Consider the following 23,544-nt stretch of genomic DNA (forward strand, 5'->3'; position numbering starts at 1 on the left):
CAGGTTGTGTGAAAACGCCTTCATTGGCACCAACCAACGGCTAATGGAGACAAGCCTCGGATGGACCCCGCGGCCAGGGCGACAAGGCCTTAGTTGACGTAGAAATCGAAGATATTTTGAGGCCTGAACTTCTCAACCTACTTGGGTGCGATTTTTGGGGTGAAGAGACGGGGCACTTGCTCACGGGGCATGCCTGGTGTTGGGTTGTAGACCCAAACGACGGCACAAGTGATTTCTTGAAGGGGCTAAAGGGGTCTGCTCTGTCGGTGGGTCTGCTGCATGAGACTATCCCAGTGCTCGGGGTTGTGTATGCCCCTGTCACTCCTGAGGGGCTTCCTGATTGCATCGGTTGGGCAGAAGGTGTTCCACACTTGATTCGCAACGGCAAACCAGTAAGCGTACGTCTTGCTGATAAAAAGCTCTCGAAAGGCAGCACAGTAATGGTCAGCGCCGCGGCGGTGAATAAACCGGAGCTCAATCGTGAGCTGTGCGCACCGGCGTGTTTTCATGCAATGCCGTCAATTGCATACAGACTAGCAAGAGTCGCCGTCGGCGATGCTGTATGTGGTGTCTCGCTCTATCCTGTCTCAGCTCATGACGTCGTAGCTGGGCATGCGCTATTGAGAGGTGCAGGAGGGGTGTTGCTGGACGAAAACGGAGTCTGTATCCGTTACACGACAGAGGCCGAAATGGCGACTGTATCGAAACGATGCTTCGGCGGATCACCTTCAGCGTGTCACAAATTAGCAACTCGTGAATGGGAACGAGTGCTTCGATAACATTTCATACGAAAGCACAGCTGCGTGTTCCGAGTACAACCTGCGTACCCCGTGTAGTGTCATCAACGCTTCGACGTTCCATTGTATGCGAAATTGCACTCCACTTGAGCACCCGTTTGCATTCGACCTGACCAGTCATTTGCATTCGTTCGGGCCATCGATTGCATCGGATTTGACCAACACGCTTTCCAACCATGATAGGTAGAGAACGGCCAATAGCTGCCTCTCACGGGTGACCGCTACAGGGCAGAGTCAGCTACGCTGCTGACCATCGCAAGCACTGAACGGAATCATAGTCACGGCTAGCTGTTTTCGGCAAAATCATTAGCTGAGCACTGTCCACACGCGCCGAAGTAAAAATAGGGTTTAATCATGGTCGGAAATAAAAATTCAACTTTCTGTGGTTCGGAGCCTACATGGGCAAATGCCTGCGTAGGAGACAACGGCAGCCCAGGCTATTTTGAGTATTCCAAAGGTTTTTCCACCGCTGCTAACTTACTGATTGATCAAGTTCTTTCCAAGGAAATGGATATGGAAATTGATGATCTAGTATATCCCGTGTGTTTCAATATGCGCCATTCGGTGGAGTTAAGGCTGAAAGGAGCAATTCAGGAACTGTCGTTCGTAGCCAAAGCGAAAAAATACGAATTTTCGTTCGATTTATCCGGGTCGCATGATATTGGAAACATTTGGGGCTTTTTCAAGCTTAACTCTGAGATTCTGGATGGCCGTTATGAAGATATTAACAACCTAATTGCCGAAACCATCTCAGATATTGCAGAGGTAGACGCCACCGGGCAGACGTTTCGTTACCCTTTAAGCAATGAAAGCAAAAAACACCTGACTGACGTCGCATCTATTAATTTTTTCCGTTTAAAAGAAAAATTTGGGCAGCTAGAAAGCAACTTGGATAAGCTACATAATTTGAATCTGTGGCTTAAGGATGAATATGCTCAAGGAACTTTTACATCAAGGCTTTCACGCCCAATGATTTATAGACTGGCCAGAGATCTACCTCCGAAATCTGAATGGGCAACACCAGGATTTAAAGATATCAAACAACAGATTATGTGTAAGTACGCCATTGGTAGCAGAGATTTGTCGAAAGCTGTTGAAAAAATAAAATCACATTATTTTCTTTCTTCTGTGATAGGCGAGCCGTTACCACTTAAAGGCATAATCCCAGATCAGCTATTTTTCTTCTTTGATCAGTGGGCACCTCAGAATGCCAAGAGCTTAATCCCAGAAGCACCAAGCCTTGGTCTAGATTGCTGGGATCGAACGGGGTCAATGCTTGACAGCATAAAGGAAAGAGCCAGCACTAGGAGTTTAGTTTGGAGTGAATTTGAAGCGAGGCTGACTCCTGAATATCTCGCAGGATTACATACTTTGTTTTATTTTGCACGCGACAGGTTATACATAGAGTTTTACGACGAGCTATATGAAAGTACGATCCCGGAAATTAATCGAAATTTTAGACTTGGCATTCAAAGTGTGAAAGAAAGCTTTATGCGTATTTTTGATAAAACGAATGCAATATCTAACATGGTAACTTCGCTTTTTGCGTTAGGTCACAATGTTTTGGCTGAAGCTATTGTTGATAGATATCAAGTTGATTCATCACTCAAATGGCTTGAAAGATCTAGGAGTGGCGAACTTTTCTCCTATCCAGATTTTGCCAGATACTAAATTTATAGATCAACAGGCGGCAAGGGCAGGAGGCTGCTATGGTTGAAAGCTGCCTGTCGCTGGTGACCGCTATCAACCCATAGCTGACGGTGGCGATAGGCAAATATCCGCTAACTGCTGCCCGATTGTGACAGGCAGCGGGCAATAACCGCCGCCCATGGACGCGCTACAATGACTATGCAATGTGCAGAGTTTGTCGCTTTTGACTCGACACTCGTGCTTATTAAGGTGTTACACATAGAAAATGAACATAATCGGGCACAATTGGAGGGAAAACCCCCATTTGTGTTACCTATTTATAGCTAGGAGGCAATATGGCTCGTGCCTTGGACTGGGAGTGCGCTAATCGCAATGATCGGGCTCAAAAAGAAAATATTGGGCCTACAATTCCGCCACGTAAAGGGTCAGTTATTGATCTGGCAAAGAGGTTAGAAACCGCAATTCAGCTAATAGAATCAGAGAAATGGACCCAAAAAAAACCGGGATTCAGATCTCAGTTTCTATTGCAAATGGCCAGTGTTTACGAAAAAATTTCAGCATCCAAGCCAAGCTTCCAATCAAGTCCATTAGGAAAAAAGGCGTGGCGGGCTCAACCGGTCAGCGCAACAAGATGCTGTAAGCGATCAGCCGGTGTTTCAAAGTTCAAGGTCTCACGTGGTCGCTGATTCATCTGCAAGGCTACCGCATTGAGCTCTGCCTGGGTATAACCACTTAAATCGGTGCCTGGGCGAAAATACTGACGTAATAACCCATTAGTGTTTTCGTTTGATCCGCGCTGCCAAGGGCTGCGCGGATCACAGAAAAATACATCAACATGCGTGTCCATGGTGAACCGTTTATGTTGAGCAAGCTCTGTTCCTCGATCCCATGTCAAAGAGCGCCATAGATGCTCCGGCATTTGACCAACCTCGCGTATTAAGCCATCGACAACACTCTTGGTGTCTTTTCCCTCGACTCGTACCAGTACCAGGAAGCGGGTGCTGCGCTCCACCAAGGTAGCAATGTGACTGTTCTTCGAACCGGTGATCAGGTCACCTTCCCAGTGTCCGGGAACGGCTCTATCTGAAGCCTCTGGGGTCGCTCGCTAATCGAGACAGCATCAATGATGTGGCCGCGGGGCTGTCCCTTGCTCGTAGCCGTCTTCGCTTTGCGCATCATGCGTCTGGAGCGTAGGACGGCCACCAGTTCTTTTTTCAATACGCCCCGGGCCTGTATAAACAGACACCGATAAAGAGTTTCATGAGAAATCTGCATCGTGAGGTCGTCGGGATATTTACGTTTAAGCCAGCCTGTAATTTGCTGAGGTGACCAATAGAGCTTCAGCTTACTCGATACCAATTCACACAGCTCAGGGCTCTGGTTTAAGCGGTAATCTTTGGGCCGAACTGCGCGGGCCCAAGCTTGTTCATCGGCGTCTGCCACTCGATACAGATCACGCCCCCGATTTCGGGATATCTCACGACTAATGGTCGAAGGTGCACGATTTAACTGCAAGGCAATGGACCTGACGGATTGACCGATTGCCATCCCTCGAGATATTTCTTCACGCTCAAGAAGCGTCAACGCGAGCCGCGAACGCTGTCGGGTTCGAGGAGAAATCCCACCGTTGCGGGCCAGCAATCTATGCACGGTGCCAGTGGGTTTCTGGATCGCCATGGCTATGGCACTCAGAGTCTCACCTTTGCGCCATAGCCTCCAGAGCTCTGATTTCTGCTCGGCGGAAAATCCATATCTCTCGCGACGTGACATTCTTGCTTAGCTCCAACCAACGGACGAATAGTGTACGTTGCGTCGACCGGTTGAGCCCGCCCCGGCGAAGTCGGCCAGTTAAATGAACATCTAGGGGCGTCTTGTGGCCGTTTTCTGCCCGTCGCGACAGGCAGAAAACGGCCACAAGCAGACCATGGACTTACCGCTAATGACTCCGTAGCCTGCTTAAAAACCATGTCGTTTACCCGCCTCCCTCATGCCGTGCTTGTGGCGCGACACTCCGACCAAATACAAGGTTACGCAATCCCGCCATTTGGGCACCCAAAGAAACTCGCAAAAAGGTGCAGATTCTGGCGGGACAGATTTTCAGTTTTGTGCCGAGCAGGATAGTACGGCGCTCGGCACAATATTAGGAGTAGGGAAGAATATGGAACGGCTTCATACCGAAAATGATCTTGAAAAATTCTTACTTAAACAATGCGGACGAAGCATCACAATCGTCTCCGCGTTTGCCTCCGGCACCGTCAAACTCCTGAAATCTATCGCCGCTGAGAATGACGTCGAAGTGATTGTGGGTACGATCAACGCGTTCACCTCTCCGACATTCATTGACGACGCTCGAACGCTGCTCCGCCGGCGGCTTTGGGTGGATTTTCGGGGTACCACTAGCATCCACTGGAAGCTCTATCTCGTCTCGCCTGATATCGTGGTCATCGGAAGTGCAAACTTCACTAACCAGGGCATTGGGATGGGCCGAGACACTTGTGTCGTGATTCAGAACGGTCATCTTTTTGAGGAATATCAGCAACAACTGAAAATCCTAAAAAGGGATAGCGAGGTAATGGATGGGGGATCTTTCGGCTTTGATGATGCCCTTGCGCGTCACCGCGAGCAACACAACCGCAACCAAGCAGCCCTGCAAATAGCTCGGCAAGGATCACAATCCGTCTCGCGAAGCCGCACTCGCAAAGTACCCACCTTTGATGTATGGGCAAAGCAGGGTTTCCTCACGATCCCGTTGTTTGTCTGGGAAGAGACCCATACCCAGGCGGTAAAGGCTGAGGCAGCCCGAATCATGTACGACCAAGATGGTGTAGCCGAGCATGCCGCTGGAAATGCAAGCAAATCTGCCGATTCCGAGGTACGGCCTTATCGGGACTTCCTTACTGAGGCGAGCGATGGCTCAAAACCTCAATTTGATCCGAATACGGTAGTGCTCGCCACAAAAGCTAATGGTGCGTATATGCGCTTTATGCAGCTTGACGTTGTTGTCCGAAAAGCTGACCTCGGGCTTGACTTCATGATAGAGCGCCGCAAGGGTCGGTACGCACAGCCTTTCGAGCTTACTCCAGCAATCAAGGCAGCCATCGTGCGTCTCATCGAAAAGGGAATGTGTAACCACTACGCAATTCCAGTCGAGGCGCTTCAGGAGGAGTTGCTCTTGCCTTGAGCAGAGCCGATGAGAGTCAGCTATCAAAGCAAAGCTGTCGCTCACCATGGGCTGAAAACGGCCAGGTGCGGCCCTTCACGCTCTGGCCGTGGCTGTCCGCTTACTAGAGACGACCAGCCCCTCGCCCCGGAATCGTTCGGTTAACAGAGGGTGTGACCCATCTTCTTGCAGAGCTGATCAAGCCCCGAGAGGGGCGATCCACTCATTGGTGTGATCCAATAATCCGGATGCTTATTCATATAACGCACATCCTGGTTCCAGAATCCTTCACCAATCTCGTTCGCGCGGTCATGGTGTCTTAATGGTGTTCAATCGGAGGCGGTGCCGTCTCGCCGACGTGGTCCTTAGGAAGACGGCGCCGCTTCTCGAATGGCATTAGGCAGAAGCCTTGATGAAATCATCGAAGTCATCTTTCCCTTTGCGAAAAATACCCTTCACAACATTGCGCGAAAGCATCTCACCGCCACCCTTCGCAATCTCAATTGCGATGAGCCCGATCAGGTAGGTTTGCAGACCCGCAGTTCCGGCTCCGATTGCAGAAACAAGCAATGGTGCTCCGGTGAACGCTACACCCCAACTACATAAACGTGCCGCTTCAATAAAAACTTGGCGACCAATCATGTTGGCGGTCCCGAGCACCCCAATCGCCGCAACGACAGTCCCGACGCTAATATCACAACCATAGATGGCGGCGATGTGATTGATCATCAAGGAGTTCTCGGCGACGAGCGCTGCCGAGACAGCGGGCACTGGAACTGCTCCCGTAGCGGTGGCGGCCAGCACGTATTTCGTAAGGATTGCCTTGGATTGCTGCTCCAACTTGTCATTGCTGCTCATGTTCTTTTCCTTGTCTGCTAGCGAGCTCAGAGCTCTCTGGTGGTAGAGGGTGCGTTTGGGTACCAGCCGCTCGGCGGTAGATGTACCGTACAGCACCATATGCATTACATGCAAGTGTGCGTTTTGGAGAAATAGTGAGGCTAAAGAGATTTATCGATTTAGAGCTGGCTTGTCCAGGAGGGGAAATTACTGCATTATGTGAGTGTGCGTTTTGACGGGGTTTGCTATGACTGAAATGAAGACGGTGACAACCTACGGTGCGATTCTCGGAGCTGTGCTTGGACAGATCAGGTCGGCCAACGGATTGAAGCAAAGCGATCTTGCAGAGGCTGTAGGTGTCGGTCCATCGACATGGTCTCGCATTGAGAAGGGCGAAAGCTCGTTGTCGACTGATCAGCTGAAGTTGGCAGCCGACGCGCTGAAGATGCCGCCTTCCCGGATCCTCGAGATGGTGGATGTGGCAGAGAAAGTGACGGCTGATAAAGGTATTGCACGCGAGCCAGTCGGCCAGGCACAGTGGACCGCAGCTGCTGGTGCTATCGCGCTTGGCCTCATACCGGTAGTCGGAAGCATGTTGAGCGGCATTGTTGCGGCCACAATAAAATCTCAGATCGAGAAAGCGACCAAGAAATAATCGTCTGCTGCCTTTGCGTACTCAACTGGGAGGCGCTGGAGCGTAATACGGCCTATTCCCAATGACCGCTCCTGGCCGATTTTGTTGAAAAAGTAGCTCCCCTGTCTGGCCTGCGGCAAAATTCTCGCATCGGCAGCAGGGAAGTACGCAGCATGATGGGACAGTTATCGAGTGGGCAGGAGCGACTGTTTTACTCGTTCAACCTTGAAGATCACATCCCCTCCAATCACCTTCTGCGCAGCATTGATCAGTGTCTCGATCTGAGCGACCTGCGCCACTACCTCGCCCATTTTTATAGCCCGATTGGGCGTCCGTCGATTGATCCTGAACGGATGATTCGCATGCTGATCGTGGGCTATTGCTACGGCATTCGCTCCGAGCGGCGGTTGTGCGAAGAGGCCCATTTGAACCTGGCGTATCGCTGGTTCTGCCGGTTGAGTCTTGAAGATGAAGTTCCTAATCACTCAACCTTTTCCAAAACCGGCACGGCCGTTTCCGGGACAGCGATCTGTTTCGCTTGTTGTTCAATGAGGTGCTGCGTCGCTGCATGGATGCGGGTTTGGTCAAGGGCGAAGGCTTTGCCGTGGACGCCAGCATTATCAAGGCGGATGCGAGTCGGCAGCGCGGCGTGCCGGGCGATGAACCGGTCAACCGACCCATCGCGGCCCTTAAATGGCTATGCAGCATTGCGGCGGTCTCTTTGAAGAACTGCTTACTCTGAGCTGCGCACTGATTGAAATGCAGCCTATCTGACCGTATGTAGAGGATAGGCGATTCGAAATTTTCGAGCTAAAAATAATCACAAGTTAAAGAGATAAAAAATGGAATTCACATTCACAGCGAAAGACAACAATGACTATACAATTTTATTTGATGATGAGGGATATGAAATATCAGTTTATAAGACTGGCCAAAAGCTAGGTTCCATCAGCCTCGACCTCCGCGACGAAGATGGTGACTGGGAACACTACCACATTACGCACTTGGCCTTAGACGGGTGCAAGGGGCTTGGCATAGGGCAACGCTGCCTAGAGCTACATAAAAGAATTTTTGATACCCCTCTAACCGCCGGGCGGTCAAATGCTGGTCAACAAGATGATGGAAGTCACCTCACCGGGGACGGACCCGCATTCATCGCGAATATGCGTAAAAAGGGAGTTGTATCACCTTAGCTTGAATGACATTTAAGGGACGGGCTTTAGCCCGTCCCAGTGAGTGCAGCGAACGATTTGAACCTGTTGTTATGTTTTCTAAAAGCCAACAGCTAGGCTATGAATATATTCTTTAACATTTTTATGGCTGTTTTCTGGTAATCCATTATTTAAAATGTAAGTCATACCTCTAATGGGGATTGGAATATATCGCTCATTGCCTGAAATAACAAAGCACTTGTCTGCCTGAAAGATTATTCCTAATGTCATCCCCCCCCCATATTGTATCTAAGGGGTAAGGCGCTATATAGCGCGCTCTCCGCTTCATGCATTATGTAGCTTTGAATAATATTCTGAAGATTTCTATCTTCCAACACACTATCAATAATATCTTGATCAAAGCGCTGAAACTCTTTAACTTTTGCGTGATTCCTGTAGAAACCCTCAAAGATTCTTTGGATAAATTCTTGAGCTTTTTCCATTGGGTAAACATTTGATATATCTAAAGCGATAATGCCAAACTTAACTTCGCCCTTAGTAGCTCTTTCTTCAATTTGATCTTTAGCCTTATCTACATTTTTGACTAGGTTATTAAGACTTCGGATATTCTTGCACTCAACTGCAATTTCTCCTTCAACAGTAATATCCCCTTGTCCAGACAAGCTAACCTTATTGCTGCCACCATTAGCCAAAGCAAACCTTGCCCCCATTAAAAACTCAAAAACAAAATCATGGGACTGAACTTTGTCATCATTTATTAGGTCATACTTACCTTCGACTAGTCTTATTGCATCTTCCTTGTTAAATTCTATTTTATTATCAAAGACAACGTTAAGCTGGTTCAATTTAATAATAATCTCAAAGAGCTTCGTCATTTCAGGAATATCAAGCTCAAAAATTTTATCTAAATCACGGCGAATATGCCCAATTCGAGTGTTTTTTACATTCGTTCTAGGCCTGATCTCTTTAAGGAGAATTTCCAGATTTCCAATTAACCTATCAAAGCCGCTGGTTATATCTTCAAGGTTGTGAAGCGTTTTTTTGAAGCTCATCTTAATGCTAACTCTGATCAAAGTGGGAAAACATAACGCTTGGATGGGGGGCGGGCTTTATCACGACCCAGTGAGCGAAGCGAGCGATTTGAACCAATTGTTATACGAAATCAAGGAGCTGAATAAGTGCTTGTAGCAATATTGAAATTGCAGCAAATATAGCGCCAATTGCATTCCATCGAGATTGGGCAGAAAAAGTTGAAGACATATCCCATCCATCCAGGCTTATGGACGCCAAATTGGGTTTCTCGCCCTTCCTTTCAGCTTTTTTTCGACGGCGCTCCATCTCTCTTTCATGGCTGACTTTCACAATGCTTGCGTACAGCCAACTTCCCGCGGAAATAAATCCGCTGGCGATTGACACTATTACTATAATTGCAACGTATGTAGTCATGCCGTTTCACCGGTTCCGATTGATTTTATATAACTACTGATTAGGCGACATTGCTGTCGCATAACATACCTTGAGATGTCTGATAACGTCCGTTGTCATATAGTAAACCCTTGATTTGCACAGACGAGAAAATGGCAAGCGCGACTAGATCAGGTGAAAAAACGACGTGAAAAACCACACGTACCAAATTAGCCAAGGCATCGTAATTGCTAGACGCTACTGATCGGTCTCAAGGTTGTCTAGTTGACGTGTCGAAAAAATGTAGAAATCACAGCGAACAAAAGCGGATCAAAACAGATGTGTGTTAGCTAGGCCTCATGAATAGCAAGGCTTAGCAGGGATAACGCAGGCAGAAACAGAGGGTTCGATTCCTCTGGATCAGTGAATCGCCGCTGATCTTTTAAGCACTTGATGACCACTTTTGGCCGATAGCCGACGCTCACGTACGACAGCTTTCGGCAAAAGCGGGCACGACAGTTCGGCCATCCTGCGTGGGGCTCGACTCGTTTTGTCCGTATCTCTAAGCGGTTAAGGTCATGGAAAAAATAGGGGCGTGCTACCATATCGCCATCTTTTCCCAAGAAGTTTTTCTGCCTCTAGGTATTCGCCATGGACGATGTAGTCATAACGCATTTGGATGTGTACCAGAGCTGGCAAAACCATCTCTTCAATTTCAGTATCGACGATCCCAAGACGAACGCACCCGGGCTGCGCAAGCCGCAACTGGCTGCGCTTTACGCCACCTTGGGGCACCTGGTGGTTGATCCTTCTTCGACCGCCACAGTGGTCATGCCGACCGGTACAGGGAAGACTGACACCATGCTCGCACTAATCATCGCTGCGAGGATGGCCAGAACCTTGATCCTGGTTCCCTCGGATGCCCTCAGAACACAGTTGGTGGGCAAGTGCACGGAGATGAAGACACTCCGCACCGTGGGGGCGGTATCGGACATAGCGCGCAACCCCATTGTTGCAGCCATCGATTCGAAGCTGTCTCAGGCGCAGGTTGCAAAATTAGCTACTGCCAACATCATTGTGGCCACCCCCCAGGCCCTACTGCTATTCGAAGACGCTGCCTTGGGGGCGCTGGTGAACATGTGCAGCCACCTGATGATCGATGAGGCTCACCATGTGGTGGCAGCGAGTTGGAACCGAATCAAAACCGCCTTCAGCGGCAAACCTTGTATTCAGTTCACAGCGACGCCATTCCGAGAGGATGGTCTGGCTCTGGCCGGCAAGATCATCTACAACTACCCGCTCCGGGATGCGCAGCTTGATGGCTATTTCAAAGGCATCGAGTTCCATCCGGTACGAGAATACAACCTCAAGCTGTCTGACCAGGCCATCGCAGACAAGGCTGTTGAGCTGCTCCGGGCTGACCTCAAGGCTGGGTACAACCATTTGATGATGGTGCGAGCCAAGTCGCACAAGCGGGCGACAGACCTGTTTGAGATTTATAAGCAGCACGTCGACCTAACGCCAGTCCTGATTCACAGCAAGGTGCCGAACCAAGCCAGAGTGATGGCGGAGATCGTCGAGAAGAAGCACCGGATCATCGTCTGCGTCGACATGCTTGGGGAAGGCTTCGATCTGCCTGAGCTCAAAATCGCCGCAATTCATGATCAACATCAAAGTCCCGCGGTGACGCTCCAGTTCATTGGTCGGTTGACGAGGGTTGATGCCGCCCTTGGTGATGCCAAGTTCGTGGCGAACATCGCTAATCAGAAAACCGACCACCAGATGGCAGAACTCTACAAGGAGAGTGCTGACTGGGGTGCAGTCATTCGCAACGTGAGCGAGCAAAAGGTAGGTCGGGAAATTGAGAGGGCTGACTTCAACGAGCAGTTTGCTGACGGTGACGATGCCCAAGTGATTTTTGGGCTGAACCCGAACCCCAAAATCAGCGCCGTGGCGTATCACGTCTCCTCTAAGGACTGGACACCACAGCGTGCGCAGGGTCTGGATGGACGCAGGGAAACACTGCAGTACATCTCGATCAATGATCAGGCCGATACCGTCATTGCCGTGACTCGGCGAGAGACTATGGTTGGGTGGGCTCAAACCGAAGAAATCGTCGATACCAATTGGAATCTGTACATTGCTTTCTATAACAAGGCGCAGAAAACCCTGTTCATTCACACCTCAGGTGACGATACCCAGGCAACTCGCTTTCTCAACCTGGTAGCCAAAGACCCTCGTCGCATCAATGGTGAGCCGACCTTCCGTGCGCTCCACGACATCAAGCTGATGAAGCTGCAGAACGTTGGCCTGTCCCGCGCCCGGAAAGACCTGCGATTCACGATGCACGTGGGGCGCGATATCAACCAGGTGATTAGCGACATCGAGAAAGGCAATGCGACAAAGTCCAACATCTTCGCCACCGGTTTTGAGGATGGAGAACGAACCACTGTGGGCTGCTCGCACAAGGGCAAGATTTGGGAGATGAACTCCTCTCCAATCAACTACTGGGTCGAGTGGTGCAAGCGCATGTCGGTCAAACTCAACGACAACACCATCGACCCTGCTGACGTACTCAAAAATGTCATGCGTGTTGACCAAATCAAGGACAGATGGCCAGAAGGCCTGTTCTACGCCGACTGGCCTCTGTCGATCGCGATCGAAAACGAGCAAAGGATCTCGCTATATTTTCAGGGAGAGACTTTCAACCTTCTCGACGTCGAGCTTGGTAAGCCTGAGTACAGTGGAGTGCGGACGCTGGAGATCCCCGTCCTTGTCGTGGGTAACGATGGCGAAGAACGTCGCCTCACTACCATCGCCATCAAGTTGTTGGAGGACGGATACAAGACCTCCTGCCCAGGTGTGAAGATCCTTTACCCCCACGAAATGCCACTGGACTCCTACCTGGATGCAGAGCCGCTTGTTTTGCTCAAGGTCGACGGTTCCATGGTGCAAGGCAACTACCGTCAGTACTCGCTCAACAGCATGGATGTAAAACTGCCTGCCGGTTTGCTCGAACCCTGGGATTGGGGAACGACGAAAATCCATCAAGAGTCCATGCGTGCAGACCGACGTAAGGACTCAGTACAAGGCTTCACCTTTGACAAGATCGCTGATGACTACTCCATAGTCTTCAACGATGACGGCAAAGGCGAAATTGCTGATCTCGTGGCAATTCGGGAAAACAAGGACGCCATTTACGTCGACCTTTACCATTGCAAATTCTGCCCCGTGACGGACGCCCCCGGGGCCCGCGTCGCCGACGTCTATGAAGTATGCGGTCAGGCGTCGAGATCGGTGAAATGGCTGTACACGGACGATAAGTTCTTCAACCGACTGATGGATCGTTACCAGCAATCACTGCTGAAGGACTTCGACAGAATCCTGAAGGGCACGCCTCAGCAGTTGGAGATACTGCGCAACAAATGCCACGACCATGAGCTGATCTTCAAATTTGTGATCGTCCAACCCGCGATATCAGCGAAGAAGGTGTCGAAGGAACAGTTGGCCGTCTTGGGAACGAGCTACTCATACATCAAGAGTATCTCGGGCTCGGACATCAAGGTCATTGTCAGCCCTTAATTAAATTGCACCAGCGGAATTGCAGCTGATTTCGCTGATGTCATGCTGTTATCTGCGGTTCCGATACCGACTTCGCTTTTGCCATCACGAGCTTGTGACAGCCTGAAGCGTCCTAAATTTCCAAGGTGCTCGATGACAGCTTCTGGCCGTTCTCTTCCGGTCATGTCTCCACAAGTCTTGCTGGTCAAATACGGTGCACATGACTGGTCAGGTCGAAAGCAAATGGGGGGCAACCTCGTGCAATTACCCAACTGTGATCTGAATATGGCCGAGAGCAAAATCCTCATGCTCTGAGGAATCCATTCAAAGCATCTGGTCAAGTCCCATGCAAACAGCTGGTCAGGTCCAATGCAAATGGGTGGTCATATGCAACGCAAACGGGTGGTCAAGTAGGGTGCAATTTCCCATACAGATCAATAAACTGCTTGCTAGGTGTTCAGTCTCGGAGGGGCATGGCATATCCTTGCCAAAAAACGGAAATGGTATACGACTTACAACCGGCGAGGACTTTGTTATATATGGCTCGTCGGGGTCCGCTCCGGCGCTGACTGTGTACAGCCCGCCGGTACACTTATCGGTTTGGGAAAGTCGCCGTCGGCCTTCATTAAGTGACCGATGTCCATGTAGTTCCAGAGCCAGCCTGCGTGCAGCTTCTGGCTAAAGCAGGTAAAAAACAGCTGTTTTTCACCCCATTTCGGTTGCCATGCTGTATCCATCAAGGTTCGGGCCGACGCACTGTTGCCTGAATAGATGTACGTCAGCATGTCACGCCATAGCAGGGCGGGTGGCCACAGATCGTTGGTACCGACCTCTTCCAGCAGGAGCGCCTGCGTATCTTCCTTCAGCTCGACATCCGATGGCGCCGGTTTGCGCATGCCAGCGACGTTCAGTACATAGCGTCCCTGTACGGCATCCCAACTTAACGAGACCGGTGGTGCAGGGCTGCCTGCGAATGAGTGATACCAAAACGCAAAACTAAAATCTAAGAAACCCAATGTTGGTCCACCACGAGCGACCGTTTGCATATCGATCAGATTCGAATTGTAAGCCTCGATATCTTGCTTATGCAGTGATGGAGCAAAACTGATGATGTGCAACGTATAGCAACAGTTGGCACCCCCACTGTGGCTGCCCACGATCATATTCGGCGCATGGGTGGGGTCGGGGTCTGTATAGAGCACGTCGAAGTAGACATTTTTGAGCGTGATCGGCTGTGAACCTTCTCGCGTCAAGGTCACGATTTTTTTGTCGTCATCCGACTGAGACGTCGCCTTCAGCACGGACACTTGAATGCTCGTATCGCCGACGGTTGAAGTGATCAGTGTCTTGGGTTCGGCTTCCACGGCCCAAACCTGGCTCACAGCAAGATACAAAAGCCACGGGGCACACCAGCGCATAAGCATCACATTTTCCCTGAATGTCTAACACAGCAAGTCCATTTGAAATTGACCAAGCGGTGAAGTAAGTGGCTCTGGCCGAATGGATCAAGGCACTAGGCTATTACCTTGACATCATCCTCGGTCCAAGTGAAGTTTCTCAGACCGCTTGCTTGAACATTCAGCAATCCATTCAGCAAGTTGACAGCCGGTCAGCGAACAGGCATCACAGGTGCGCAACGGCAGCCCTTTATGCGGCGGCAGCGATCATTATCTTGATTCAGCCTGTGGTGGTTCAACTGCGTCGCACACTGCATGGGGGCGGTCCGAGCAGGGCGCAGGCAATCGACTGAGGGGGGCTGACATGGCCGTTGAACTTCGGAGCCGAACGAGCGGAAAGCCAGGCTTTCCGCTCTCCGTAGAACGTGGTCAGCCGCCGGTGCTGACCGCTTGCCCATCCAGTACTGAGTCCATCTTCAGCTGTGCCAGCTCGATCAGATGCACCACACCCATCGCCACCTTGCGGTTCGAACCGGTCTGGTTGTCGGCGTGCTCATAGGCCGTGGCCGCCGCGGATTGCAGAATCGAGTAGACGTTGGTCAGAGCGTCTTCCTGGCTCCCGGGCTCATTCAGATGATCATGCAACACGGTAACAGGCGCTGGTTTGGTACCTGCCTTCGGACCGAGGTTGTAGTGAGACAAAGCACGGTCGGCAATACGAGGATCGATGCTTTCGATGTTGGAGGTTGCAGGCGGATTGGGGGTGGGCTTGAACATAGTACGAGGTACTCCAAGTGCATGTATTGAAGCCGTCACCATCGCTACCAAACGATTGAAGGGTGGCGGCCGTACGCAGGTTGGTAGACCGGTGCACTAGGAACCCGGCGCGTCCGCGGACGCCCTGCGCACGACCACCATAAAAGCTGAGGCCAAAAAAAGCGCCTTGCTCAAGGTGGCGCTTTGCGCCTAGTTACACCGAGGGCTACCAAACCCTGTCACTGATGTGCAGTGACGGATCGAAGATAACCAGCGATATGGGCAGGCGCAAGCGGTCAGGATTTTCTAGGAAATTTCACTCAAGGGAAAGAGATAACTCTTGCTGGTCGCTGAAATGACCGACTTCTGTGAGAGGCTGTGAGCGCCATTGACCCTGTGTTCGATCCCACTGGTTGAAAGGTGTCGTTGATGGCCGGCGGCTTTCGAGCCAAGGTGGGCGTTGGTAGTCATGAGGAGGATGCAGAAAACTCAAACGCAGCCGTTACAAAGGCGCGTTCCAATTGAAACCTCACACCTCCTGTCGAAACCATTGCGCTAGAACACATCATGATCGATCTATTCATTGCTCTTCTGGAGTTCCTGGGCCCTCTGGACTCTGTAGCCCAAGCAGACGGGCCGTCCACATGGGCACGACGTAATCGGAAGCTGATCAGAGTGTTGTACATCCTTTGCATGCTTCCCTTGTGCGTAGCGCTCTTGCTGCTTTTTATCGACTGGGTGGCTGGCCTCGGCATCGGAGGGAAGAGGGTGGTCATGGTCGTGGTGGGGATGCAACTGATCGGTTTGTTTGTCCTGCTGCATCGCAAGAGCAATAAATAAACGTCATCGTTTGGTTCCGCCATCTCCGTAAGCGGCGACGCGGGCCCGTTCCGAGATGTCTCTGTCTCGGGCACTCAAGGAAGGATAAAACGTGGTCGAGGAATACAATCAAGCACTCATCATAGGTGCAGCCTGCAGCGCCATGGCTGCCGCTTTACACATAGGCGTTGTCATTGCAGGTCCTGCCGGATACCAGTTTGCCGGCGCAGGAAAACGCTTTGTTCGCGCAGCGGAGGCGGGAAGAGCATTTCCGGCAATCGTCACAATTGGAATCGCGCTGATCCTCACGGTCTGGGCTCTCTATGCCCTGTCTGGCGCAAGCTTCAGGTCCGTCATCAACTGATCGCGGGTCGGATCACTCGTCTGATGGATACTGGGTGGTGTTGCCCCTCTCTAGCGTTTAACGAAAGTTCGTTACCTGAATAGAGCATTCTTCATCTTTAGCAAAAGGGCAAAAAGCTATCATCGCCCGGCAGTAAACGCTGCAAGGATAAATTGGAACGGGAGCTATTTTTCCATGATGGAAAACGCCGAGCTGGAAGCTTTCAAGGCTATTGTCGATTACGGCAGTGTCACTCAGGCCGCGCTGAAGCTCAACCGCGTGCAATCAAGCATCTCATTCCGTATCAAGACGCTGGAATCCAAGCTGGGCACCCGCTTGTTCGAACGCTCAGGGCGCCGCATTGTAGTGACGGCTGCTGGCAACGAACTGTATGGCTATGCCTCGCAAATCCTTGAGTGGGTAGCGAAGGCCGAGGCTAGTTTTGGGCAGGGCAGCGGTCCTCAGAGGCTGCGCCTTGGGGTGATCGAAAACTTCACGCTTTCTCGTCAGCCGTTATTGCAGCGAATAATGAGCAATCCGATAGCGTTGGATATCGATATTACCTTGGGTAACTCCACCTATCTGATCGATGCATTGGAGTCGGGCATTTGCGACGCCGCCATCGTCGGCGCGGGAATCGCACCTGGGCATTTGACGCGCCTTGGATTGTTCGAAGATCGGCTCACGCTGATTTATGGCGAGTCGCATGCTCCGGTATCGCTGGATACCTTGGATGGGTGCAGCTTTTTGGTCAACAGCCGGCAGAGTGCCTCGCAGCGCAACCTTAAAGAGTTGCTGACGCTTCATCGTGCAACACCTGACCGGATCGTTGAGTGCGGTTCCTACTCGTTGTTGTTCTCTCAGGTAGCGAATGGCGCTGGTGTCTCACTGGTGCCCCAAGCACTGGTTGAAGTCTTTGCACCCACCCACAAAGTGCTTAGCCTGGAACTGACGGGCCCCTATGCGACGTTCAATACTGAAATGGTCTTTCTGGATGCGTCACTGGGTTCTGCTGCAAGGCGGCTTACCGAATGGATTCTTGAAAGTGAGCCATGTGAGGTTAGGTCGACGGTTGGGCAGCGAGTAGAGATGAGCCACGGCTAACCATGGCTCTTCGTGCGCCGCTATCTGCGGATGGACCTATTAGTTACAGGAGCAACGTACTGCCTCGTCCTCATAGCTCACGCTGATCTCAAGTGAATCCAGATCTGAACAGGCAGTAATCAAATCCCCGTCCTTGAGTTGAAAACCGTCGCGATCACTGCTGATTGCGGCGCCCAAAAGAACGAAGTGGACGGTCCCCGGTTCGCATAACGTGTCATGTTGGAACAACATCGTTTCCAGTTCGGGTTTGCTGATGTTCAATTGAGCTGAGCCTAGCTGCGAAGATTTTTTCCAGGCGACTTCTCCCTTTCTGATGACCGAGCTGCTAACGGTGGTCTGTTGCGGAAGTTCGCCAAGGACCAGCTCGGGGCACACCACTGTTTGACGCAGCTTTGACAGGCCCGCCAGGCTGGGATGTCGATGACGCAGATCCGGGTCCGAAAAGTCGAAAGCGAGTGTATAGCCACAGTATCTGGGGTTGCGAAGGTGGTCGATGACATAGACGCAGATGTACTCGACCTCGAAGCCTGCACTGCAGGCGTGAAACGGGGTCGTCACGATCTTCTGGGCAACCACCAAACTGTTACCGTTCCCTTTGTAGTACCAGTCCGGCGCCTCACGAGCGGGGGCCTTCACTGCGTTGACGTGGGTGTGCGTGTATCCAAACCCACTGACATAGCAATCCCTTGGCTCACTCGGCTTTAGTGGGATAACGGGACAGGTGTTGAGGCACGGGGGACTCAATTGAGTGTCGAACGTCAGGCGCTCACTGAATGCTTCGAAATCCAGCCCGCTGGCAATCTTTTGCAGCATGAGATCGAGCCCGCTATCGAAGCCGTTGAGGGTACGATACCCGTACGCAGCCGCACTTCCTTGCGCGATGCTGATCCAGTGAACTCCGTTATCGTCCACCCGTTCTATCAATTTGTTCATCAGGCAGTCTCTACGTTGCTCATCAGTTTCGGCTTGGGTTTGGCCGAGCACATCACAACGCCGGTGGCGATAAACACCAGGCTCACCCAGTGGTAGGCATGGAGTGGCGTGCCCAGGAAAATGATGCTCAGGATGCCCCCGGACAATGGAACGATATGTGTAAAAATCTCCCCACGTGTTGCTCCGATTTCAGCGATGCCGCGGTTCCAGAACAGGTAAGACAGCCATGATGGAAAGATGACCAAGTACGCCAGCCCCCATAAGCTGACGGTGCCGTTCAGCATCGTGTGAAGGCTGTCTGGTGTCAGGTATATCGTCACGAGCGTGAAGGGGATCAGCAGTAAAGTGCCCACCAGTGCCGAGTAGGTGACAAAGGCGCTGCCAGGAATAGTCTTGGGCTTTGTCCGCAGAAAGGCGCAGTACATTGCCCAACTGGCAGCCGACAGCATGGTCCATAGGTCACCCTTGTTGAATTGCTTGAGGAAGCGCAGGTCCGAAAGGTGGCCCATGGTAACCAGCCATATGACGCCTAACGTACTGGCTATGACGCCAAGCCAGTTGCCACGCGAGATGTGGTCGCCGAATACAAAGCGATTGATTGACAGTACCAGGCACGGTGTTGCCGAGAGATAGATGGCAGCGTTCAACGACGTGGTGTACTGCAGCCCTATATACAGGGTCAGCGGGAACAACACTTGGCCGCAGATCGCGAGCATCGTCAGTGTTTTCCAGGACTGACGAATCGCCCCCATTGATCGGGTCAGCGGTCGATAGTTAATGATCAGCAGCAACGCGCTGGTCAGCAGCCATCGGGCTTGCGATAGCAGCACGGGATCAATGTCGATGACCATCAGCTTGCCAACGACGTAGTTGCCACCCCAAAAGACGGCGGCCAGAGAGAGATAAAGATAGGGCATGGGTTGGCTCCTTTAGACCTTTTCCAGGCAAGCGAATTCCAGATGACCGAGCTTGATGTCTGCGCGGCGAATGAATAGGGGAGACGCCGAGTCACCAAGGGCGCCTAATGCCGTCAGTGGATAGAGGAGCAGGCCTCCAGGGGCACAGACTCTAAGGGCTTCATCAACCAACGTGGTGGGTGGTTGACCTTCGACAGCGCTCACCACGACGACGCCATAGCCCAGCTTTCGGCGATAGTGGTAGTGACCTCCGGTGACGAAGGGCAGCGCGTCCGCATTCAGGTCCGCGCGTACCCGCAGGCGTCGTTGCCCAGCATCCTGAGCCCACTGCAACAGTCTGGCAAAACCATCGCGCGAGTCACTGATGATGTCGGTGGCTCGATCTGCGAACCACGGGGCCATCCATTGGGCGTCAGGCCCGATTAACAGGGCGCAGGCTTGGCCAGTGAGCTCTTTGAGCGCTGCCTTGAGTTCGGTAGGCGTTTCGCAGTCCAAAGGTTCTTCATCGCGATAGGCGATCAGCCAGTCGGCATTGACCACCTCCCAATCACTGATCTGGAGTGTTTGCTCCACGGTCGGCTGAAAGCTTTCCATCAGCCAAGACTTGTAGGGTAGGTACTGAAGAATCTTTCCCTGGTCGCCAACAATCGAGTAGTCCCCAACCCAACTGTTCACGAAGCTGCGTAGACCCACGATGCTACCTTTGCCCAAGTAGTCCGCGTTCCAGCCAACGATAGCTTCCCGACCTACCCAGGCGTAATCGCAGAGTCGTACGGGGGGGAGGCGCGTCATGGCAACGGTTCTGGAGCCGATCGAGAGCCGGCCATAAGGATCATGGTCTTGCCTCAGTAGCTGGGATCCTGGCGACAGCCAAGCGCCATCGCCGATGCGAACATCGCCTCCTGCGTTTATGGCCGCGTTGCGACCGAATCGGACGTATCTGCCCACTTGGATTTTTGGCAATTGCTGCGCGCCGTAATCCAGCTGATGGTCGGCGTGAGGATGGCTGAAGTAGGCGCCATTTTCGAAATGAGTGGGTGAGATCAGATGCTCACCGGCTGCTTCTTTCACGATCAATGGGTCGCCGTCGTTAACGATTTGGAAATGGGTCCCGTGTAGACCAAGCTCTTGCGACAGATCAGAAAGTCGGGACTGGACCGTTCTAGAAAACTGGATTTCATCCCGGTGTCCGCTGATGCCTTGTGACGCCTTGCGCAGTTGACGCAGTGCATTTACATAAAGCGGAATAGGACGATTTTCCTGCGGGCTGGACAAGGCCCATTCGAGTGCACCCAGGGTGCCGCCCTGTTCGGGGATGGCGGTGGGAGTCAGCGTTACACTTTTATCCAGATAACGGTCAAACACTTCAATATTCCTTCAGCTTTCAAACCCAAAAACCGAGCGTCTTGCTCGGTGAAGGAAGCTTACGAAGGTGTTGGCAGCACGAATATCGAGTTATTTTGCTGGGTCAATTCGAAGAAAACGAATGATCGGGCGCAGGGGTCGTACATTTGTCTCTACGGCTCAAGCACAGCAAGACTGAGGTGATGTTGTCGAGCCTCTCTCCGTGGGGGCGAATACATGGATCTTTCTTACGACTTCTCCGCCAACTGATGCCCCGGAAGGAAGGGGCGTGCTTGGTGGATTCATATTCAGGGACAGTGTTGATGTGGAGGTTTTGGCTGAAAGGACTCACTCGTAAACGTCAAGATCCTATTGTGGCTGAGCCCGTTTTCCCGCTACCGCCAGAGCAGGTGCCTCCACTCCAGGCGAAAGACTGGGAGGTACTGGTTAACAGTTGGGATGGTTTCGACCGCGAAACCGGACTGAAGGAGATCAGATCGTCCCAGTCGACGATACGGCTGCTGGCGACACCGACGATCAGGACGCGCTTGCCTGTTAGAAATCCTATGTATTGCTCCTTAATATCTAGCTTCCATTGCCGTTGTCAGTCGCCTTCGACAGGCGTTGAGCAATGGCATATTTTCAGACGCATGATGCACTCATGCCTCTGTTCGGCCGCTGAAACACCAGGAGGCAGCATGCGGGTTTTCGTGTTCGGCTTATGGCCGTCCCAGCGAGGCGGCCATGAAGCGAGAGTGGGAAAAGTCGTAATACGACGAAGGGAGTTGGCACTGAGTTACATGCCTGGGGCCAATGAGTCAGCTCAAGGGGGCTTGGCCATCAACGAGTAATCCATATGAGGTTCTTGAGACGATGACTCTGCGTTTTAGCTACGTGTGGCTGCTGCCACTGCTTGAAAAGCCGTACGAGTCCGTACAGCTTGACCTTTCTGCCGCTCTATCAGCGTTGGAAATTAAAAGGCCATTGCCAGTAGAAATCTCGCTGCACGAGTTGCTTGTCACGGCGCTGGAGTCTGACTCTGAGTACTGGCCTCAGTTGGCGATCAAATGGTTGGACGAAGGGTTTCCTGTTGATCACAAGCTGTCCGAGCTATTGCTTCAGTGCTCCTCTCGGAAAACGCTCTCGCAGTCCATACGGCACAAAGCTTTCGGTTTCGCTCGACGCTGGCAAAAGCTGAATGATCATGCCCAGCACCCAGGTTAAGCCGCTCGCTGAAAACCAGCGCACCTTCAGCGTCTGCGTCGGCTTTGAGTCGAGTCCGCCGGCTGCTCGGTAGGTGGCTTTTGACCACGAGTGATTGGTCAAGCCCCAGCGGTATCTACGATCCCAGACACAGGCAGATCGGGCAGGTAAGCTTGGCCATTACGGTTGCACTTTTAGGGGCTGACTGGGCTACCAGTGGACTCAGGTGCGTGGGGGATTTTTGTTTACCTTATGAGGTTTCATGGACTGTTCTTTTGACGAATTGATCGACAGGGCGATGTATTTGGGTGTGAATCAGATTGCCTACCCCATTGATATTTTCGGCATGGCCAGGCTGTTGGCAGAGCACGCATCAGACGATGCAGACTTTGAAAAAGTACTCTTGCTGGTCTCAGACCAGGAGAACCATTTCACGCGCTGGGCCGCCATACGAGCCATTGTGATCATGGGGCCTGAAGCGCTGGCTAAAGCCCGCGATACGCTGAGCGTCCGGATGGCGCTTGAGGAATTTCCTCTCGCTCGGCAGGAACTACAAAACGCCCTTTTTACGCCATCAGCGTGACAGACACGATCCTCTCTGAGGCTGTTGATGATGTATTCGCCCTCGGCAGTCCATCTGCTGCACCTGCTCGGTATCCCATTGGAATGGGTAAAGGCTCGCCACCTTCAAGAACACGCCGAGGCAATCCACCTTGAAACGGCGGAGCGGGGCGCTGATGGGCAGGCGTCCAGTCAATACACCTTCCGAACTCCAGCATTAAGCGATGGTGTCTGCGTATTTTTGAACCGACGCCTGATTTCTGGACGGCCTGTGTCACCACCGGAGTCGGCGGTGACACTTGTGACAGGCTAAAAGCGGTGGGGGCTCGAGCAAATACTTAACGTTGTAGCCGGGATTCTTTGATCACTACAGAGTCGGACGTTTGGAACGGACTGGAACATCCCTTACGTGCAGGACCGTTGTCGGCGTGTCGATATGCCAGGCGCGGCGGATCGACTCCGAAACTTACACCAGCTCTTTCACCATAGGAACACAAGCCAGTTGAAGCCCGGAGGGCGAATGGTAAATCGCAGGGGCATCACCAACGAAACCGCATCGCCGGTAAAACTCTGCAGCGTTCAAAGTCGCGTCCAGGTTGACTTTCTCCAGCCCCAAGTCGCGAGCTAGGTGTTCAAGGTGGCCCAGGACTCTCTTGCCGATGCCCTGCTGCGTAAAGCTTGGGAGTACAAAGATCGCGCCGATTTCACTTTTCTCCAGATCAAGCATGCCTGTCGCCACGGGGTTACCCCGAATACATCCCAGATAGAAGTGCTTTTCCATCAGTTCGCTATACCCATTCTCAGGCGATCCTGCTGTCCAGGCCAGTATCTGCTCCGTGGTATAGGCGCCGACGCATTGGTGCCGTATCGCCAGAAGGCGAATGTCGAATGCTGTTTGGGAGTCGCTTTGCGTTGCTCGTCTAATCGTGAACATTTTTATTCTCCGTTAGCC

At 52.0% G+C, this 23,544-nt stretch carries 20 protein-coding genes and 3 pseudogenes; 12 read left to right on the forward strand and 11 right to left on the reverse strand.

What is annotated here, in order from left to right; genetic code table 11:
* Positions 1-59: 59 nt before the first annotated feature.
* Both CWE01_RS09150 and CWE01_RS09155 read left to right on the forward strand, forming a co-directional pair.
* A pseudogene (locus CWE01_RS09150) lies at positions 60-779 on the forward strand (inositol monophosphatase); the annotation flags it as partial.
* Between the two features lie 372 nt (positions 780-1,151).
* A complete protein-coding gene (locus tag CWE01_RS09155; RefSeq protein WP_100940205.1) occupies positions 1,152-2,468 on the forward strand; it encodes a hypothetical protein in 1,317 nt (438 codons plus the stop codon).
* Positions 2,469-3,057: 589 nt separating this feature from the next.
* On the opposite strand, the pseudogene CWE01_RS09160 reads toward CWE01_RS09155, so the two are convergent.
* Positions 3,058-4,217, reverse strand: a pseudogene (locus CWE01_RS09160) (IS30 family transposase).
* A 388-nt stretch (positions 4,218-4,605) separates the two neighbouring features.
* Here CWE01_RS09160 and CWE01_RS09165 point away from each other — a divergent pair.
* Positions 4,606-5,628: a phospholipase D family protein gene (locus CWE01_RS09165; RefSeq protein ID WP_157815196.1), complete on the forward strand. Its 1,023-nt coding sequence runs from the start codon at positions 4,606-4,608 to the stop codon at positions 5,626-5,628.
* Between the two features lie 375 nt (positions 5,629-6,003).
* Here the strand turns inward: CWE01_RS09165 and CWE01_RS09170 are convergent, their stop codons facing one another.
* Positions 6,004-6,465, reverse strand: a complete 462-nt coding sequence (locus CWE01_RS09170) for a DUF697 domain-containing protein (RefSeq protein WP_157815197.1) — start codon at positions 6,463-6,465, stop codon at positions 6,004-6,006.
* Positions 6,466-6,691: 226 nt separating this feature from the next.
* Between CWE01_RS09170 and CWE01_RS09175 the strand changes: the two genes are divergently transcribed.
* From CWE01_RS09175 to CWE01_RS09185, 3 genes and pseudogenes are all read left to right on the forward strand, one after another.
* A complete protein-coding gene (locus CWE01_RS09175; RefSeq protein ID WP_157815198.1) occupies positions 6,692-7,099 on the forward strand; it encodes a helix-turn-helix domain-containing protein in 408 nt (135 codons plus the stop codon).
* Positions 7,100-7,251: 152 nt separating this feature from the next.
* Positions 7,252-7,742 (forward strand): annotated as a pseudogene (locus CWE01_RS09180) (transposase); the annotation flags it as partial.
* Between the two features lie 178 nt (positions 7,743-7,920).
* Positions 7,921-8,271 (forward strand): hypothetical protein, encoded by a 351-nt coding sequence (locus tag CWE01_RS09185; protein ID WP_100940209.1) that lies wholly within the window; start codon positions 7,921-7,923, stop codon positions 8,269-8,271.
* Positions 8,272-8,516: 245 nt separating this feature from the next.
* On the opposite strand, the gene CWE01_RS09190 is transcribed toward CWE01_RS09185, so the two are convergent.
* Both CWE01_RS09190 and CWE01_RS33275 read right to left on the reverse strand, forming a co-directional pair.
* A complete protein-coding gene (locus CWE01_RS09190; protein ID WP_100940210.1) occupies positions 8,517-9,302 on the reverse strand; it encodes a hypothetical protein in 786 nt (261 codons plus the stop codon).
* Positions 9,303-9,402: 100 nt separating this feature from the next.
* Complete coding sequence (locus CWE01_RS33275; protein WP_157815199.1) at positions 9,403-9,696, reverse strand: hypothetical protein; 294 nt, start codon at positions 9,694-9,696, stop codon at positions 9,403-9,405.
* 609 nt (positions 9,697-10,305) lie between these two features.
* On the opposite strand from CWE01_RS33275, the gene CWE01_RS09195 reads away from it, so the two are divergent.
* Complete coding sequence (locus tag CWE01_RS09195) at positions 10,306-13,236, forward strand: DEAD/DEAH box helicase (protein WP_100940211.1); 2,931 nt, start codon at positions 10,306-10,308, stop codon at positions 13,234-13,236.
* Here CWE01_RS09195 and CWE01_RS33280 read toward each other — a convergent pair.
* From CWE01_RS33280 to CWE01_RS09205, 3 genes are all read right to left on the reverse strand, one after another.
* A complete protein-coding gene (locus tag CWE01_RS33280) occupies positions 13,233-13,424 on the reverse strand; it encodes a hypothetical protein (protein ID WP_157815200.1) in 192 nt (63 codons plus the stop codon). The two genes, CWE01_RS09195 and CWE01_RS33280, sit on opposite strands and share 4 nt — an antisense overlap.
* 324 nt (positions 13,425-13,748) lie before the next feature.
* Positions 13,749-14,579 carry a hypothetical protein gene (locus tag CWE01_RS09200; RefSeq protein ID WP_157815201.1) on the reverse strand — a complete coding sequence of 277 codons (831 nt, stop codon included), beginning with the start codon at positions 14,577-14,579 and terminating at the stop codon, positions 13,749-13,751.
* A gap of 462 nt (positions 14,580-15,041) precedes the next feature.
* Positions 15,042-15,389, reverse strand: a complete 348-nt coding sequence (locus tag CWE01_RS09205; protein ID WP_100940213.1) for a DUF6124 family protein — start codon at positions 15,387-15,389, stop codon at positions 15,042-15,044.
* A 546-nt stretch (positions 15,390-15,935) separates the two neighbouring features.
* Between CWE01_RS09205 and CWE01_RS09210 the strand changes: the two genes are divergently transcribed.
* From CWE01_RS09210 to CWE01_RS09220, 3 genes are all read left to right on the forward strand, one after another.
* Complete coding sequence (locus CWE01_RS09210) at positions 15,936-16,208, forward strand: hypothetical protein (protein WP_100940214.1); 273 nt, start codon at positions 15,936-15,938, stop codon at positions 16,206-16,208.
* 91 nt (positions 16,209-16,299) lie between these two features.
* A complete protein-coding gene (locus CWE01_RS09215) occupies positions 16,300-16,551 on the forward strand; it encodes a hypothetical protein (protein ID WP_100940215.1) in 252 nt (83 codons plus the stop codon).
* Positions 16,552-16,725: 174 nt separating this feature from the next.
* Positions 16,726-17,634 (forward strand): LysR family transcriptional regulator, encoded by a 909-nt coding sequence (locus CWE01_RS09220; protein ID WP_100940216.1) that lies wholly within the window; start codon positions 16,726-16,728, stop codon positions 17,632-17,634.
* Between the two features lie 39 nt (positions 17,635-17,673).
* Here CWE01_RS09220 and CWE01_RS09225 read toward each other — a convergent pair whose 3' ends face one another.
* Genes CWE01_RS09225 through CWE01_RS09235 form a run of 3 tightly spaced genes read right to left on the reverse strand, consistent with a single transcriptional unit; the run spans position 17,674 to position 20,849 of the window.
* Positions 17,674-18,567: a hypothetical protein gene (locus CWE01_RS09225; protein WP_100940217.1), complete on the reverse strand. Its 894-nt coding sequence runs from the start codon at positions 18,565-18,567 to the stop codon at positions 17,674-17,676.
* Positions 18,567-19,484 (reverse strand): DMT family transporter, encoded by a 918-nt coding sequence (locus tag CWE01_RS09230; protein WP_100940218.1) that lies wholly within the window; start codon positions 19,482-19,484, stop codon positions 18,567-18,569. The genes CWE01_RS09225 and CWE01_RS09230 overlap by 1 nt, the downstream gene beginning before the upstream one ends.
* Before the next feature lie 12 nt (positions 19,485-19,496).
* Positions 19,497-20,849 carry a hypothetical protein gene (locus CWE01_RS09235; protein ID WP_100940219.1) on the reverse strand — a complete coding sequence of 451 codons (1,353 nt, stop codon included), beginning with the start codon at positions 20,847-20,849 and terminating at the stop codon, positions 19,497-19,499.
* Between the two features lie 852 nt (positions 20,850-21,701).
* On the opposite strand from CWE01_RS09235, the gene CWE01_RS09240 reads away from it, so the two are divergent.
* Together CWE01_RS09240 and CWE01_RS09245 are read left to right on the forward strand one after the other, a co-directional pair.
* On the forward strand, positions 21,702-22,052 hold the full coding sequence (locus tag CWE01_RS09240; protein ID WP_157815202.1) for a hypothetical protein: 351 nt from the start codon (positions 21,702-21,704) through the stop codon (positions 22,050-22,052).
* A 241-nt stretch (positions 22,053-22,293) separates the two neighbouring features.
* Positions 22,294-22,614, forward strand: coding sequence for a hypothetical protein (locus CWE01_RS09245; RefSeq protein WP_100940221.1), 321 nt, complete (start codon positions 22,294-22,296; stop codon positions 22,612-22,614).
* Between the two features lie 444 nt (positions 22,615-23,058).
* Here CWE01_RS09245 and CWE01_RS09250 read toward each other — a convergent pair whose 3' ends face one another.
* Positions 23,059-23,526 (reverse strand): GNAT family N-acetyltransferase, encoded by a 468-nt coding sequence (locus CWE01_RS09250; RefSeq protein WP_100940222.1) that lies wholly within the window; start codon positions 23,524-23,526, stop codon positions 23,059-23,061.
* Positions 23,527-23,544: the final 18 nt, after the last annotated feature.

The sequence above is a fragment of the Pseudomonas sp. QS1027 genome (genome assembly GCF_002814235.1).
In the GTDB taxonomy this organism is placed as follows: domain Bacteria; phylum Pseudomonadota; class Gammaproteobacteria; order Pseudomonadales; family Pseudomonadaceae; genus Aquipseudomonas.